Below are 16330 nucleotides of genomic sequence, written 5' to 3' on the forward strand. Positions count from 1 at the left end.
TCAGCCGCCGAACACGCCGGTCAGTTCGGCGACGGCATCATCGAGCGAGACGTTCTCGTCGGCGTCCTGGCGGATATATTCCATGACCGCGGGGTGGCACGCGATCGCTGCGTCGATCGCCGGATCGGCACCGTGACGATACGCGCCCATCAGCACGAGATCGCGGTTCTCTTCGTAAGTGGCGAGGTGGCGGCGCAACGTCCGCGCGGCCGCGGCATGGGGGGCGTCGACGATGTCGGTCATCACGCGGCTGACCGACGGGCCGATATCGATCGCCGGGTACACGCCGCGCTCGGCGAGCTGGCGGTTCAGGACGATATGCCCGTCGAGGATCGAGCGGGCGGAATCGACCACCGGATCGTTTCCGTCGTCGCCGTCCGCGAGCACCGTGTAGATCGCGGTGATCGAGCCGCCGGTGTGGACGTCGACGCCCGCGCGCTCGATCAGGTTCGGCAGCATCGCGATGGCGGAGGGCGGATAGCCGCGTGCGGACGCGGGTTCGCCGAGCGCGAGGCCGATTTCGCGACCGGCATGCGCGACGCGGGTTAGCGAATCCATGATGAGGAGGACCTTCTTGCCCTCGTCGCGAAACGCTTCGGCGATCGCGTGCGCGCGGAGTGCACCGCGGATGCGGAGGACGGGCGAATGGTTGGCGGGGACGGCGACGACGACCGAGCGTGCGCGAGCCGCGCCAGCGACCTTGGTCTCGAGGAAGTCGGCGACTTCGCGGGAACGCTCGCCGATCAGGCCGATCACGATCACGTCGGCCTGCGCGGCGCGAACGATCATGCCGAGCAGCACCGACTTGCCGACGCCCGAGCCGGCCATGATGCCGACGCGCTGGCCCTGGCCGATGGTGAGCAGGCCGTTGATCGCGCGGACGCCGACGTCGAGCGGTTCGCGTACGCGACCGCGATCGAGCGGCGACTGGAGTTTCCCCGCGAGCGGCCAGCGTCCGGCGCCGCGGATCGGGCCGAGACCGTCGATCGGCTTGCCGGCACCGTCGACGACACGACCGAGCAGCGCGGGGCCGACCTCGGCCTCACCAGGTGCACCGATCGGCCTGACCGGCGCGCGCGGCAGCAGCGCTGCGGCACCACCGAGGTTCATCATCAACGTACGGCCGTTGCGGAAGCCGATGACCTCGGCCTCGACGCTCGCAGCACCTTCGCCGACCTGGCAGACCGTGCCGACCGGCAACGTCAGCCCGACCGCTTCCATCAGCAGGCCGTCGAACGAGGCGAGGCGGCCGGAGACCTTGGGCTTGGCGACGAAATCGGCGTTGGAGAGGGTTTCGAGATAATCGGCGGTGAAGCGGTTCAACATTTGGGCACCGGCACGCGGTCGATCGCCAGCGCCAGCTGATCGAGCCACAATTCCGGACCGTCCTCGACGATCGTCGAAGCGCTTTCGAGGACGAAGCTGCCGCGCGCGACGCCGGGGTCGCCCGCCGCGAAGATCGATTTCGGCAGGCGGCCTTCGAGCAGCGCGACATCGTCGGGATGGACGCGGAGCAACGCCGATTCGGCACCGTCGGCGAGCAGCTCGGCGGCGTTTTCGATCCGGCCCGCGAGCACGTCGGGTGCGATCCCGACTTCGCCGACGACCTTCGACACGAGGAACAGGACGGTCTGGCGGAGCTGTCCCGCGATCCGCTCGCGGTCGATCCGATCGGCGCCCAGCGCGGTGGCGAGATCGCCGAGCAACGTCGCGTCACGCGCGCCGGCATCGCGCGCGGCAGCCGCAGCGGCGGCGAGCCCTTCCTCGTAGCCTGCGGCATGCGCGGCCGCGAGCGGATCGATGAACGACGACTCGCTGACCGGATCGAGCGGATCCCAGCCGGCGGTCGGGTTCACGTCCTTGTCGGCCGGGCTGAAGTGACGCGGTGTACCGGCATCCCCCGCGGTGTCGCGAACGGATTCGGCGGTGAACGCGTGCCCGAAATCATTGGCAGGCCGGATCGTCGCGCGCGCCCGGATATCCGCGGCGGCAAAACCGGACGGCGGGGCGAACGCGCTGGCGAGGACGTTGGCAGCGGTGGTGTGGCGCGACGCGAAGCCCGCGGTGAAGCCGTTAGACATAATCGTCTTCCCCCCCGCCCATCTGGATCGTGCCGTCCTTGGCGAGCCCGCGCGCGATCGCGATCATCGCCTTTTGCGCTTCGAGCACTTCGGCGAGCTTCATCGGCCCGCGGGCCTCCATCTCGTCGCGGATGCCGTCGGCGGCGCGCGCCGACATGCAGCCGAGGAAGCGGTTGCGGATCGTCTCGTCGACGCCCTTCAACGACTTGGTCAGGATCTCGCTGTCGACGTTGCGGATCAGCGTACCCAGATTCTTGTCGTCGAGGTCGAGCAGATTGTCGAAGATGAACATCGCCTCCTCGATCGCCTTGGCGACGTCGCGGTCGATCTTGAACAGCTTCGGCATGACGCGCTGTTCGGTCGCTTTGCGCGCGCCGGACAGGATCTTGGCGGCTTCGCGCGTGCCGCCGAGCGTGACGCCGGCGCCTGCCGACGACGTGCTGGTGCGGTTGGCGAGCAGCGTGCGCAGCGTATCGACCGCCTCGGGCGTGATCGGCCCGAGCCTGGCGATGCGGTGGAGGATGTCGGGCTGGACCGCGTCGGGCAGCAGTTCGAGCACCTGGCCACCGATCGACGCGTCGAGATTGGCGATCAGCACCGCGGCGATCTGCGGATGCTCCTTCTCGATCATCGCGGCGATCTCGGGGGCGTCGAGCCAGTCGAGCAGTTCGAGTTCGCATGCCGCCTCGGCGGGAGTAATCCGCGCCAGCACGCTCTCGGCCTTTTCGCGACCGAGCGCACGGTTCATCACCGCCTCGATCTTGGGTCGCGGGTCGAAGCCGATCGCGGTGCGTTCGCGGGCATGCCCGACGAAATCGTCGAGCACGTCCTCGACCTCCTGCTCGGAGACATCGGCGACCTTGAACATCGCCGCGCCGAGCTGACGCACTTCCTCGGGTTCGAGCTTCTGGAGGATGGCGGCGGCCTCCTCTTCGCCGACCAGCATCATCAGCACCGCGGCGCGTTCGACGCCCGTGTAGGTTCGGATGGCGACCTCGCTCACTTCGCGTCCGCCTTGATCATGTCGCGTACCGCCAGCGCGGCGCGGGTCGGATTGTCGCGGGTGAAACCACGCACCGCACCGATCCGGTCGTCATAGCCGCGCGTGTTCTCGAGCTGGTCGAGGCTGACCGGGGCGGCCACACCGATCCCGGCAGGCGCGCCGTCGCCATCGACCTCGCCGATCGGCTGGCCGAAGGCGGGACGCGTCGTGGCATCCTCGCGCTTCTTCATCAGTGCCTTGGCGATCGGGCGGACGCCGAGCAGCAGCACCAGCAGCGCGATGACGATCGCGGTGCCGTTGCGTGCGAGCACCGGCAGCCAGGCGTTGTCGTACCAAGCGGGGCCGCTCGTCGCGGACGCATCGGCGCCGGCGAACTTGCGGCTGATCACCGTGACGTTGTCGTTGCGCGCCGCATCGAAGCCGACCGCGCTCTTCACGAGATCGCTGATCTGGGTGATCTCCATCGCGGTGCGGCGGGTCTTGTCGGGATCGCGGAGCAGGACGGCGACCGACAGGCGCTTGACCCCGCCCGGCGTCGCGCGCGTGACCGAGACTTCGCGGCCGAGATCGTAGGCGCGCTGATACTGGTCGGACTGCTTCATCGGATCCGGGGCCGGACCGCCCGCGACCGGAGGGCCGGGGTTGCCGTTCTGCGCCTGCGGGGTCGACAAGGTGCTCGCCGAGGGCGGGGTGTTGCTGAGTGCGCCGGGAATACCGCCGGGGCCGGCGGCGGCGCCTTCCTTCTGGTTGCCCGTCCAGTTGCCCGTCTCGGCGCGGAGAACGCCCTGCTTCTCGTAGCTTTCACGCGTCGCCTGGCTCTCGTCGAGATTGACGTCAGCCTGGACTTCGGCGGTGAAGTTGCCCGCGCCGACCAGCGGCGTGAGCAGCGCGATCAGCTGGGTGCGATACTTGTCCTCGATCCGGCGCTGGATATCGATCCGTGCGTCGCTCGCGGCACCGGCACCATCGCCGCCACCGCTCTTGGTCAGCAACGCGCCCATCTGGTCGACGATCGTCACCGCCTCGGGCTTCATCCCCGGCACCGACGAGGCAACGAGGTTGATGATCGAGCTGACCTGCGCATCGCTCAGCGAGCGGCCGCCCTGCAATTTCAGGATCACCGACGCCGATGGTGCGGCATTGTCGCGGACGAACACCGATGCTTCCGGCATCGCGAGATGCACGCGCGCCTCGGCGACCGCATCGATCTCCTCGATCGATTTGGCGAGCTCGGACTCGCGTGCCTGGCGGAGGCGTTCGCCTTCGACTGCGCGGCTCACGCCCATCGGCAGCTGGTCGAGGATCGCGTAGCCGCCGGGCGCAGCCTTGGGCAGGCCTTGGCCGGCGAGCAGCATCTTCGCGCGGCTATAGTCCTCCTCCGACACCGTCAGCGCGCCGGTACCGTCGTCGATATGGCTCTTGATGTTCGCGGTGGTCAGCGCGGAGGTGACCGCGGCCTTGTCCGAATCGGGCAGCCCGCTGAACAGCGTCTTCTGCGTCGGCGTCGACAGGCTCATCCACGCAAGCGCGGCGGCCGCGATGAGTCCGACCATCAGCGCCATCGGCAGCGAACGGCGAACCGCGGGCTGCGCGAACGCGCTCTTGATCTGCTGGAGGGGGTTGGCGAACCGTTCTGTGCCGCCGGGCGATGGGATGAGTGCGGTGCTCATGTCAGACCGGCATGCTCATGATATCCTTGTAGGCGGACAGCAGCTTGTTGCGGACCTGCAACGTCGCCTCGAAACCGACCGACGCCTGTTGGCGGGCGAGCATCACTTTCGCGATGTCGACCGTTTCGCCGCGCTCATAGCTTTCGCTGACCTTGGCGGCCTGGGTCTGGCCTTCGTTGACGCTTTTCAACGCCGATTCCATCGTGTCGACGAAGCTGACCGGCTTGACCGCTTCGGTCGGCGCGGCGTTGCCGGTGGCGCCGGCACGCGACAGCGCCTGGTTGCGTTCGAGGATCTGCGAGCGCAGCGCCATCACGCGGTCGACGCTCATCGCGCCGCCACCGATGCCCGAGACGCCGCTCATGCCGAGGCCGCCCAGTTATGGACGCTGCCGATATCGTCGCCCTGCTCGCGCGCCTTGGCCAGGCGGTAGCGCAGCGTGCGTTCGGAGATGCCGAGGCGCTTGGCGGTCTCGATCCGGCTGCCGTTGCACGCCTTGAGCGTTTCGCGGATCGCCGCGAACTCGCTCATCTGGACGATGTTGCCCAGGGTGTCGGGGCTGCCCCGGGTTTCGGGCTCGGCCGGCGCGACGACCGTGGCCGGGATGATCGACGCCATCGGCACGCTGCGCTGGAAGGTCAGCGACACCGGACGATCGAACACGATGTGGTTCGCCTCGATCGTGTCGCCGCCGCAGAACAGCAACGCGCGCTGGATCACGTTCTCGAGCTCGCGGACGTTGCCGGGCCAGTCATGGTGCATCAGCTGTTCGATCGCGGCGTGGCTCGGCCAGGGAATGAGCGTGCGGTTGCCCGCGTGGCGCAGGATCAGCGTGGCGGCGAGCGCGGGAATATCGTGCGGGCGGTCGGCGAGCGGCTTGGTCGCGAGCGGGAACACCGCGAGGCGGTAATAAAGATCGGCGCGGAACCGGCCGGCGGCGACTTCGGCATGGAGGTCGCGGTTGGCGCAGGCGATGACGCGAACGTCGATCGGCTGCGGCACCGATGCGCCTAACGGCACGACTTCGCGCTCCTGCAACACGCGGAGCAGCTTCGCCTGCAGCTGGAGCGGCATCTCGGCGATCTCGTCCAGCAGGATCGTGCCGCCATTGGCGGCGCGGAAGAACCCGTCGCCACCGCTCGATGCGCCGGTGAACGCGCCCTTCTGGTGACCGAACAGCAACGCCTCGAGCATCGATTCGGGGAGCGCGGCGCAGTTGATCGCGATGAACGGCTTGTCCTTGCGGGCGGAGCCGTTGTGGATCGCGCGGGCGAGCACTTCCTTGCCGGTGCCGGTCGGGCCGTTGATCAGCACGGTGATGTCGGCGGCGGCGACGCGCTCGGCCAGGGCGAGCAGCGCAAGCGATTCGGGGTCGGCGGCGGTCGGCATCTCGGGCCCACCGATCAGCGCGCGCGCGAAGCCGTTGCCGACTGCGGCGTCCTCGGCGGTGAAGCTGATCCGGGCCGGCGTGCCGTCGCGCGACGGGGTCACCTGGCGCCCCTCGCAGCCGATCACCACGGTACGGGCAGGGGCTGTGATGCCCTCGCCATCCGCCACCAGGAACAGGTCGTTCGCGCCGGGCTGGCCGGTTTCGAACGAGCCCACGCCGAAGCCCTGCGCGCGCAGCGACGAAACGAGCGCGTATTTTCGCGAAGTGACTGCGGCTGATGGAAAAATCGATCGCATGGTGTTCCCCTTGGACGAGTCGGGGAATGCCGCATTGCTGGTAAACTACTGGTTAAACGCTGCCGCCTGCCGGCAGAATATTTCCGGGCGTGGCTGCGCGGACACGTGCGATCGCGTTCGCGCGCGTGCGCCCGCGTAGAAGACTTTGGCGGATGACGGTCGGGACGGCGTGATTTGCCGATGCGATCTCGCTGTAATTTCTGGCGCGATTTTTTTTCTAAAGCCCGCGCGGACCCGGCCGTTACTCATTTCGATAGATCGGCACTTCGCCACGGGGGCGGCGCGGATCGTCTGAAAATTTACGGAGATTTCGCAATGACTGTCATCGGTACCAACATCTCGGCCATGCGCGCCGCGAACGCTTCGAACGCAGCCAGCATGGCGCTGTCGACCTCGATGGAGCGCCTGTCGACCGGCAAGAGCATCAACTCGGCCAAGGACAACGCAGCCGGCATGGCGATCAAGACGTCGATGACGTCGCAGATCAAGGGCATGAACCAGGGCATCCGCAACGCCAATGACGGCATCTCGATGGCGCAGACCGCTGAAGGCGCGCTCGACGAGGTCACCAACAACCTGCAGCGTATGCGCGAACTCGAAGTCCAGAAGGGCAACGGCACGTATTCCGCCAGCGACATCCTGAACATCAAGGCCGAGCAGGACGCGCTGTCGACCCAGATCACCAACGTCCTGACGAACACCAAGTTCAACGGCGTGGCGCTGTTCGACGGCTCGGCCGGTACCGGCGGCACGGTGAAGATCCAGGCCGGCGCGAATTCGACCGACGCGATCGATCTCGCTCTCGGCGGCGACCTCAAGGCTGCGGGCACGGGCCTCGGCACGGTCGTGACGGCAACCGGTTCGGCAGGCACGCTGTCCGACTACGACACCGCGATCTCGAACGTCTCGAACCGTCGTGCAAACCTTGGTGCGGCGCAGAACCAGCTGCAGTCGGCGGTCAACAACCTGACCTCGAACTCGACCAACCTGTCCGACGCCAAGAGCCGGATCGAAGACACCGACTTCTCGTCGGAGACGACCGCCCTCGCCAAGGCACAGATCCTGAGCCAGGCATCGACCGCGATGCTGAGCCAGGCCAACCAGAGCCAGCAGAGCGTCCTGAAGCTGCTTCAGTAATCCGAAACGGCACCGGCACCGCCCCCCCAAAAGGGTGTCGGTGCCGATCGGACCCGTCCGCCGATGCGGACGGACAGAACCCCGGTGGCTTCGGCCGCCGGGGTTTTGCGGCGTTCGCGGTCGGCGCCTGTATAGAGTGTGACGTCTTGTCAGGCCGCCGTCCGCCTTCGATACCGGCGTGCAGCTGTTGCAACGCGAGTGACGATGAACACCAAAGGCGTCGATCCCGACAGTGTGTATGCGTGGCTTTGCGGCCGGTCGCTGGCGCGCGGGGTACCGCAGCCGGTTGCCGACCAGGGCGGTTTCCGGGTCGATACCGGCACCGAAACGGAGATCAGCCGCTGGGTGTTCCCGACGATCGGGCCTGGATTGGTGGCGCTTGCCCGCGGTCTTCAGGATTCCCGCTACTTGCTGAAGCTGTGTGGAGAGACCGACGAACTACGTTCGATCCTCCCCGGCGGCTGGCAGGTCGAAGGCGGCAATTTCTTCATGCAGAGCAGCGGCGCGCTCTTTGAGGCCGCCCCGGTCGAGGGCTCGATCGACGTCGTCCGCAACGATGCGGTGATCGCGGTGCGGATAGTGGCGGAGGACGGTAGTCTGGCGGCGAGCGGCTACGCGGGGGAAACACCCGACGCCTTCGTCTACGACCGGATCGTTACCGCGCCCACGCATCGTCGGCAGGGATTGGGCCGCGCGGTGATGGCGGCGCTTCAGGGTGCGCGGCATTATCCCGGTACGCCCGAACTGCTGGTCGCGACCGAAGCGGGGCGCGCGCTGTACGAACGCCTGGGATGGCGGACGCTCTCGGCCTATTCGACGGCGACGATCGTGCGGCCGTAAGACCGCCGGCCGGCGTGCGTCTGCCGTCACGTTGCATTGCAACTGCAGGGTGAACGCGTAGGCTGACTCTTCCACGACGAAATCGAGCAGACCGGGAGCGGGGCCATCAGCGGGCCGAATGTGATCTTTGCGATCATCGCCTATTGCGCGGTGTTGTTCGGCATCGCCTGGGTGGTCGATCGGCGAGGCCTGTCGCAGCGGCTCGGACGGATCGCCTATCCGCTGTCGCTCGCGGTCTATTGCAGCAGCTGGACGTTCTTCGGCGGCGTCGGCACCGCGGCGACACGCGGCTGGGATTACCTCGCCATCTATCTCGGGCCGGCGTTGGTGTTCCTGCTCGCGCCGAAGTTTCTCGCGCGGCTGGTGAAGCTCGCGCGCGACGAGGGATCGAGTTCGATCGCGGACTTCATCTCGGCGCGGTACGGGCGCAGTCGCAGCACCGCGGCGATCGTCGCGGGCACGGCCTTGCTCGCGTCGGTGCCGTATATCGCGCTCCAGTTGCGGTCGGTGACGCTGAGTTTCGGGGCGATCGCGGGGGTCGGCAGTTCGGCGGAGGTCGGCACGTTCGTCGCGCTGCTGCTGGCGGTGTTCGCGATCGTGTTCGGCGCGCGGCGGTATGAGGTGGCGGGGCGCAATCCCGGCGTGATCGCGGCGATCGCGGCGGAATCGCTGATCAAGCTGCTGTGTTTCGTCGTGCTCGGGGGGGTGACGATGGCGTTGCTCGTCGACGTACCGGCGGCGACGCTGGCGCCGTCCCTGGCGCGGCTCCGGGCGGGCTTTACCTGGGGCGCGCTGTCGTCGGATTTCTGGGTGCGGACATTGCTGTCGGCGCTCGCGATCCTGTGTCTGCCGCGACAATTCTATGTCGGGGTGATCGAGGCGCGCGGACCCGACGCGGTCGCCCGGGCGCGCGGCCCGTTCATCGCGTACATGGTGGTGATCTCGCTGCTCGTGCTGCCGCTGGCGCTGGCGGGCATGACGCTGTTGCCGGGCGACGCCGAGCCCGATCTCTACGTGCTCGCGGTGCCGTTGCAGCAGGGTCAGCACGTCGTTGCGTTGCTCGCATTCCTGGGCGGGTTCTCGGCGGCGACGGCGATGGTGGTGGTCGAGACGATCGCGCTGTCGACGATGGCGACCAACGACCTGCTCGCGCCGCTGCTGCTCCGGCGCCACGGCGACGCGGGCGAGGGCGAGCTGGGGCGGCGGATGCTGCGCGTGCGGCGCCTCATCATCGCGGCGATCGTCGCGGTCGCGCTGGTGTATGGACGCAGCCTCGGCGCGGACCTGCCGCTCGCGTCGATCGGGTTGATCGCGTTCGCGGGCGTCGCGCAGTTCGCACCTGCGCTGATCGCGACGGTCGGCTGGAACTTCGCCAACCACACCGCCGCGCGCGCGGGACTGGTCGGGGGCGTGATCGTCTGGATCTACTGCCTGTTGCTGCCGTCGATCGGCGAGGGTGTTGGGCCGGCGCTGGCGCAGTTCACGCGGGGGTGGCTCGATCCCGATGCGCTGCTCGGCTGGCGGATCGGCTCGCCGCTGGTCAACGGGACGGTGTGGAGCCTCGGCATCAACGTCGCGCTGATGGCGGGTTTGCACGTCCGCGAACGCCAGCGCGGCAACAGCGCGCTCGATCACGTCACGACGCTCGGCGAGTTGAAGTCGCTCGTGGCGAGGTTCGTCGGCGATACCGAGGCGCTGGCGTTGGATCTGGTGTCCGTTGATCCGCGCGCGCCGATCGACGGTCCCGCCGCGCGCACTGCCGAGCGGTTGATCGCAGGCGTGATCGGCGCTCCGTCGGCGCGGAAGATCGTCGCGTCGAGCATCGCCGGCTCGGCGATCGACGTCAGCGACGTGGTCCGGCTGCTCGACCAGCGCGGGCGCTCGCTGCGGTTCTCGCGGACGCTGTTGTCCGCGACGCTGGAGACGATCGATCCGGGTGTCAGCGTGATCGATGCGGACCTGCGGCTGGTCGCGTGGAATCCGCGCTATGTCGAGATGTTCGACTATCCCGAGGGCTATGTCGTGGTCGGGCGCTCGATCGCCGATCTGATCCGGTACAATGCCGAGCGCGAAGGCATCGCCGGCGATATCGCGGCGCATGTCGGTCGGCGGGTGGCGCACCTTGCGCGGGGCACGCCACATAGTTTCGAGCGCCAACGGCCATCGGGGCGCTGGATCAAGATGGTCGGGCGACCGATGCCGGGGGGCGGGTACGTTCAGAGTTTCACCGACATCACCGCGGAAAAGGAGGCGCAGGCCGATCTCGAGGCGCGGGTGGCGGCGCGGACGCAGGACCTCGCACGGTCGAACCACATGCTGGGTGAGGCGCGCGCGATCGCCGAGACCGCGACCCGCGACAAGACGCGGTTCCTGGCGGCGGCGAGCCACGATTTGTTACAGCCGTTGCACGCGGCACGGCTGTTCTGCGCGGCGCTTGCCGAGGACAGAGCGCCGCATCAGGCGGAACTGGTGCGCGCGATCGATGGTGCGATCGGATCGGCGGACACGTTGCTGCGCGCGCTGCTCGACGTGTCGCGGCTCGATGCGGGGGGCGTGGTGCCGAAGGTCGAGCGGTTTGCGCTGGGGGCGTTGATCGAGGAGCTGGCGGTGCAGTTTCGGCCGTTGGCGGGCGAGCGCGGGCTGGTGCTGGCGGCACATCCCGGCGCGTTCAGCGTGGCGACGGATCGCTCGCTGCTGCGGTCGATCCTGCAGAATTTTCTGTCGAATGCGGTGCGTTACTCGGCGGATGGGCGGATCTGGATCGGAGCGCGGCGCAGGGGCGACGACGTGCTGATCGAGGTGCGGGACAACGGGCCGGGGATTGCTGCCGGTGACCGCGAGCGGATATTCGAGGAGTTCGAGCGACTGGAGAGCAAGGGGAGCGCGGGCGGTGGCGTCGGGTTGGGGCTGGCGATCGTCCGCCGGATCGCGCGATTGCTCGGGTCGGCGGTGGAGTTGCGGTCGGAACTGGGCCGGGGGACGACGTTTGCAGTGAGGGTGCCGCTTGCGCCGGCCGGGCTGGACGTGGCGTTGCCGACGCCCTCCGCGACGCGTGCCCTGGTGCCGGGGTTGCGGGTGCTGTGTCTCGATAACGATGCGACGATCCTGGCGGCGCTCGATGCGGCGTTGCGCGCTCGGCGGTGCGTGCCGTTGCTAGCCGCGACGATCGCCGAGGCGATGGAGCTGGCGGCGGACGAGGAGCCGGATGTTGCGCTGGTCGACTTTCATCTGGACGAGGCGGAGGATGGGCTGGATGTCGTGGCACGGCTGCGGGCGATGGTGCCGGCGCCGGCGATTGCGCTGGTGACGGCGGATCGTACGGTTGTGGATGATGTGCGGTGTGTTGGGCTTGTCGTGCTGACGAAGCCGGTGGTGCCGGCGGATTTGTGGCGGTTTATCGAGGATGCGTCCGCGGCGGCGGCGCTGGGAAGTTGAGCCTGCTTGATCCTCCCCCGCCAGGGGGGGCAGGCGCTTGCCTGACGGAGGGGGAGGAAAGGAGGAACTGCTGTTGCGTGTTCCTCCCCCTCCGTCGCCTCCGGCGCCACCTCCCCTTGCGGGGGAGGATTGGGGGCACGGGCACACTTCGTCATCCTGACGAAAGTCATGATCCAGAGCCACGATCGGGGTGGGTGGTATCCTGGGTCCTGACTTTCGTCAGGATGACGGTTGGGGGAGGGGGAGCCGGCGCGCGGCTAATCGGCGAAGTGGATGTCCATTGCCCGTGCCGCGAGGACGGCTTGCGTGCGGTTCTGGACGCCGAGTTTGCGGAGGATGGCGGTCATGTGGCCCTTGACCGTGCCTTCGGAGATGCCGAGGTCGAAGGCGACTTGCTTGTTGAGGCGACCGGCCAGCACGCCGAGCAGGACTTTGAGTTCGGTCGGGGTGAGGCTCGCAACCCGCGTCGCCATGTCATCGACGGAGGCACTCTCACTCGGCGCGTCGCGTTCGCCGGCGAGCGCGCGGGCTACGGCGGTTTCGAGCGTGGTTAGGTCGGCGGTCTTGGAGACGAAACCGATTGCGCCATACGCCCTCGCACGCGGCGCCGCTTCGGCTTCGTCCGCCGAGGAGATCACCATGATCGGCGTGTCGGGGCGCTCGGCGTGGAGCAGCGCGACGCCCGCGAACCCTTCCGACCCCGGCATCCGCAGGTCGAGCAGGATCAGGTCGAGCCGTTCCGCCCCCCGCACCGCGTCGACGGCTTCGCAGAGTTGCCCCGCCTCGATCACCACCGCGTCGGGCGCGGCGCGGCTGACCGCCAGTTTGAGCGCCTGGCGGAACAGCGGGTGATCGTCGGCGATGAGGATCGTGCGCGTCATGCCGGTACGGGGATAGCCTCCTCGCGGCCGGCGATCAGCGCGTCGAGCACCGCGGGATCGGCGAGCGTCGAGGTATCGCCAAGCTGGTCGAGCTGGTTCTCCGCGATCTTCCGCAGGATGCGGCGCATGATTTTCCCCGAGCGCGTCTTGGGGAGCGCGGGCGCGAACTGGAGGATGTCGGGCGTGGCGATCGGCCCGATCTCGCGGCGGACCCACTGGACGAGTTCCTTGCGCAGCTCCTCGCTCGGCTCGGCGTTCGCGTTGAGCGTGACGTAGGCGTAGATGCCCTGGCCCTTCACGTCGTGCGGCATGCCGACCACCGCGGCTTCGGCGACCTTCGAATGCGCGACGAGGGCGCTCTCGACTTCGGCGGTGCCCATCCGATGGCCGCTGACGTTGATGACGTCGTCGACGCGGCCGGTGATCCAGTAATAGCCGTCCTCGTCGCGGCGGCAGCCGTCGCCGGTGAAATACTTGCCGGGATAGGTCGAGAAATACGTCTGGAAGAAGCGCTCGTGATCGTTCCACACGGTCCGCATCTGGCCCGGCCAGCTGTCGGCGATGACGAGATTGCCCTCGACCGCGCCCTCCAGCACCTTGCCGTCCGCATCGACCAGTTCGGGCATCACGCCGAACAGGGGCTTGGTCGCGCTGCCGGGTTTCAATGCGGTTGCGCCCGGCAAAGGCGAGATCATGTGGCCGCCGGTTTCCGTCTGCCACCAGGTATCGACGATCGGGCAGCGGCCGTCGCCGACGACATTGTGGTACCAGTTCCACGCCTCGGGATTGATCGGTTCGCCGACCGAACCGAGCAGGCGCAGCGACTTGCGACTGGTGCGCGTGACCCAGTCGTCGCCCTCGCGCATCAGCGAGCGCAGCGCGGTCGGTGCGGTGTAGAGGATGTTGACCTGGTATTTGTCGACGATCTGCCAGAACCGGCTGTGATCGGGGTAGTTGGGCACGCCCTCGAACATCACCGTGGTCGCGCCGTTTGCGAGCGCGCCGTACAGCGAATAGGTGTGGCCGGTCACCCAGCCGACATCGGCCGCGCACCAGAAGATCTCGCCGGGGCGGTAGTTGAAGACGTACTCGTGTGTCATCGATGCCCACACCAGATACCCGCCGGTCGAATGGAGCACGCCCTTGGGCTGGCCGGTCGAGCCGCTGGTGTAGAGGATGAACAGCGGGTCCTCGGCGTTCATCGGCTCGGGTGCGCAGTCGGTCGACTGGCCCTCGACGCAGTCCGCATACCAGCAATCGCGGCCTTCGGTCATCGTCACCTTGCCGCCGGTACGACGGACGACGATGACGGTCTCGACCGCGAGATCGCCGTGGTCGAGCGCGGCGTCGACATTGGCCTTCAACGGCACGGTCTTGCCACCACGCAGCCCTTCGTCGGCGGTGATGACGATGCGGCTGTCGCAATCGTGGATGCGGTTGCACAGGCTCTCGGGCGAGAAGCCGCCGAACACCACCGAATGGATCGCGCCGATCCGAGCGCAGGCGAGCATCGCGAACGCCGCCTCGGGGATCATCGGCAGGTAGATCGTGACGCGGTCGCCCTTCTTGACGCCCTTGGCCTTCAGCGCGTTGCCGAGCTTCGACACCTCGTCGCGGAGTTCGGCGTAGCTGATCTTGCGGTCGTCGGCGGGGTCGTCGCCTTCCCACAGGATCGCGGTCGCGTCGGGCCGCGTGTCGGCGTGGCGATCGACGCAGTTGGCGGCGACGTTGAGCTGACCGTCCTCGAACCAGCGGATGTGGAAGTCGCTCTCGTCGAACGAGGTATCCTTGATCTTGGTTGGCGGCACGATCCAGTCGAGGCGCTTGGCCTCCTTCGCCCAGAACGCGTCGGGATCGGTCGCGGCCTCGGCATACATCCGGTCATAGGCGGCGGCGTCGATCAGGGCGTCCTTCGCCCAGTCCGCGGGGACGGGATAGCTTGCCTCGGTCATCTGGCTCTCCTTTTGCCGCGCTGTACGCGGTCGTGTCGGCACGATCATCCCTCACCAAAGTAAGGGATGTGTGCGTCGTCGCAATCCGTCATGGTGGCAACGATCCTATAGTAGAACGTCGAATAGACGAACTGGGACGGAGACGGGTGGGGATGGAAACGGGCATGAAGCGATTGGCTTTCAGAACGCTGCTGGTGAGTAGTGCGTTGGCGGGGCTGGTGCCGACCGCGGCGCAGGCGCAGACTGCGCGCGAAGTCGAGCTCGAGACGCGGTTGAAGGCGCTCGAAGCCGCGGTGCAGGATCTGCGCGGCGAGCTGACCGCGGCGCGGGCGACGGCTGCGGCGCCGATCGCCCCGACTACCATGAGCGCGACTTCCACGAGCACGCCCCCCATGAGCGTGGCATCCGAGTCGCCAGGCCGATCGCCCGGCGCGACCAACGTGGCCCAGGCCAAGCCTGTCGCGACAAATTCGGCACCGACCGACGGTTTTCGCGTCGGCAACACGACGGTCAAGCTGGGCGGCTTCGTTCGCCTCAACGTCATTGCCAGCCGCTACAGCGATGGCGAGGCCGCGGTCGGGGGGCTGGGCAAGGAGTTCTTCCTGCCGCAGCAGATTCCGGTCGGCGGCGGGTTCTCCACACAGGACCTACTGCTCTCCGCGCGCCAGACCCGCCTGCAGTTCAGCACGTCGACGCCGATGAACGGCACCGACATCAAGACGTTGGTGGAGTTCGATTTCGCGCTCGCGACGGCGCCGGTCGGTGCGCAACGCGCGACCAATCCCTACACGCCCACCTTCCGTCGCGGCTTCATCGAATATGGCAATTTGCTGGTCGGGCAGGAATGGTCGACCTTCCAGAACATCGCCGTACTGCCGGAGACGACGGATTTCGTCGGGCCGCTGGACGGCACGGTGTTCAACCGCCAGGCCCAGGTCCGCTACACCATCCCGTTGCGATCCGGCCTGACGTTGCAGATCGCGGCCGAGAACCCCGAAACGGAAACGGCATTGCCGGCCAACGCCGCGCTGGTCGACACGGATGACGATCGCCTGCCCGACGTGGTGGCACGGGTGAACTGGAAGCCGAAATTCGGCGATTTCGCGCTTGCCGGCCTCGCGCGCGAGTTGCGCACCGATACGCTGGGCAGCGGCGATACCGCCTTTGGCTGGGGCGTTTCCGGGTCCGGCAAGATTCCGATCGGCAAGCGTCACGACCTGCGCTTCATGGCGACCTACGGGCAAGGCATCGGCCGGTACCTGGGATTGGGATACGTGCCCGACGCGATCTATGGCGGCACCGCGACGCAGCTCGAGCGGATCGACAATTTCGCGGGCTTCGCGGCGCTGCGGATCGGCTGGACCGATGCGATCCATTCGACGCTCATGGGCAGCTACCAGTCGGCCAATTATCCGGCCGGCGTGATCGTCACGGGGCTGGCCAACGCCAAGTCCTATGGCGGCGCAGGCAACCTGTTCTGGTCGCCGGGCAAGGGCTTCGACATCGGCGTGGAATATCGCCACGCCGTCCGCGAGCTCGTCTCGGGTGACACCGGCGCGCTCGACCGCCTCGAATTCGCATTCAAATACGGGTTCTGACTGCCCAACGCAGCAGAATCCCCACCCAACCTATCTGAGAGGATACC

The 16330-nt window shown here is 67.8% G+C and carries 12 protein-coding genes; 4 read left to right on the top strand and 8 right to left on the bottom strand.

The window, feature by feature from the left end:
* Genes ASG20_RS14470 through ASG20_RS14495 form a run of 6 tightly spaced genes read right to left on the bottom strand, consistent with a single transcriptional unit; the run spans position 1 to position 6440 of the window.
* On the bottom strand, positions 1 to 1326 hold the full coding sequence (locus ASG20_RS14470) for a FliI/YscN family ATPase (RefSeq protein WP_056054148.1): 1326 nt from the start codon (positions 1324 to 1326) through the stop codon (positions 1 to 3).
* Positions 1320 to 2081 (bottom strand): FliH/SctL family protein, encoded by a 762-nt coding sequence (locus tag ASG20_RS14475; RefSeq protein WP_056054153.1) that lies wholly within the window; start codon positions 2079 to 2081, stop codon positions 1320 to 1322. Before ASG20_RS14475 ends, ASG20_RS14470 begins: the two co-directional genes overlap by 7 nt.
* Positions 2074 to 3084 (bottom strand): flagellar motor switch protein FliG, encoded by a 1011-nt coding sequence (gene fliG / locus ASG20_RS14480; protein ID WP_056054156.1) that lies wholly within the window; start codon positions 3082 to 3084, stop codon positions 2074 to 2076. Before fliG ends, ASG20_RS14475 begins: the two co-directional genes overlap by 8 nt.
* On the bottom strand, positions 3081 to 4754 hold the full coding sequence (gene fliF / locus ASG20_RS14485; RefSeq protein WP_056054159.1) for a flagellar basal-body MS-ring/collar protein FliF: 1674 nt from the start codon (positions 4752 to 4754) through the stop codon (positions 3081 to 3083). The genes fliG and fliF overlap by 4 nt, the downstream gene beginning before the upstream one ends.
* 1 nt (position 4755) lies before the next feature.
* Positions 4756 to 5118, bottom strand: coding sequence for a flagellar hook-basal body complex protein FliE (fliE, locus tag ASG20_RS14490; RefSeq protein ID WP_056054162.1), 363 nt, complete (start codon positions 5116 to 5118; stop codon positions 4756 to 4758).
* Positions 5115 to 6440: a sigma-54 interaction domain-containing protein gene (locus ASG20_RS14495; protein ID WP_056054165.1), complete on the bottom strand. Its 1326-nt coding sequence runs from the start codon at positions 6438 to 6440 to the stop codon at positions 5115 to 5117. The genes fliE and ASG20_RS14495 overlap by 4 nt, the downstream gene beginning before the upstream one ends.
* Before the next feature lie 315 nt (positions 6441 to 6755).
* Between ASG20_RS14495 and ASG20_RS14500 the strand changes: the two genes are divergently transcribed.
* The 3 genes from ASG20_RS14500 (at position 6756) to ASG20_RS14510 (ending at position 11852) form a co-directional block, all read left to right on the top strand.
* Complete coding sequence (locus ASG20_RS14500; RefSeq protein WP_056054167.1) at positions 6756 to 7577, top strand: flagellin N-terminal helical domain-containing protein; 822 nt, start codon at positions 6756 to 6758, stop codon at positions 7575 to 7577.
* A gap of 204 nt (positions 7578 to 7781) precedes the next feature.
* Positions 7782 to 8417: a GNAT family N-acetyltransferase gene (locus ASG20_RS14505; RefSeq protein WP_056054811.1), complete on the top strand. Its 636-nt coding sequence runs from the start codon at positions 7782 to 7784 to the stop codon at positions 8415 to 8417.
* 120 nt (positions 8418 to 8537) lie between these two features.
* Positions 8538 to 11852 carry a PAS-domain containing protein gene (locus ASG20_RS14510; RefSeq protein WP_231420574.1) on the top strand — a complete coding sequence of 1105 codons (3315 nt, stop codon included), beginning with the start codon at positions 8538 to 8540 and terminating at the stop codon, positions 11850 to 11852.
* 257 nt (positions 11853 to 12109) lie between these two features.
* On the opposite strand, the gene ASG20_RS14515 is transcribed toward ASG20_RS14510, so the two are convergent.
* Positions 12110 to 12733 carry a response regulator transcription factor gene (locus ASG20_RS14515; RefSeq protein ID WP_056054171.1) on the bottom strand — a complete coding sequence of 208 codons (624 nt, stop codon included), beginning with the start codon at positions 12731 to 12733 and terminating at the stop codon, positions 12110 to 12112.
* Positions 12730 to 14685: an acetate--CoA ligase gene (gene acs / locus ASG20_RS14520; protein WP_056054174.1), complete on the bottom strand. Its 1956-nt coding sequence runs from the start codon at positions 14683 to 14685 to the stop codon at positions 12730 to 12732. The genes ASG20_RS14515 and acs overlap by 4 nt, the downstream gene beginning before the upstream one ends.
* A 164-nt stretch (positions 14686 to 14849) precedes the next feature.
* Here acs and ASG20_RS14525 point away from each other — a divergent pair, with 164 nt between their 5' ends.
* Positions 14850 to 16283: a DcaP family trimeric outer membrane transporter gene (locus tag ASG20_RS14525; protein WP_056054177.1), complete on the top strand. Its 1434-nt coding sequence runs from the start codon at positions 14850 to 14852 to the stop codon at positions 16281 to 16283.
* Positions 16284 to 16330 lie beyond the last annotated feature (47 nt).

The sequence above is a fragment of the Sphingomonas sp. Leaf198 genome (assembly GCF_001424005.1).
Classification (GTDB): Bacteria; Pseudomonadota; Alphaproteobacteria; order Sphingomonadales; family Sphingomonadaceae; genus Sphingomonas.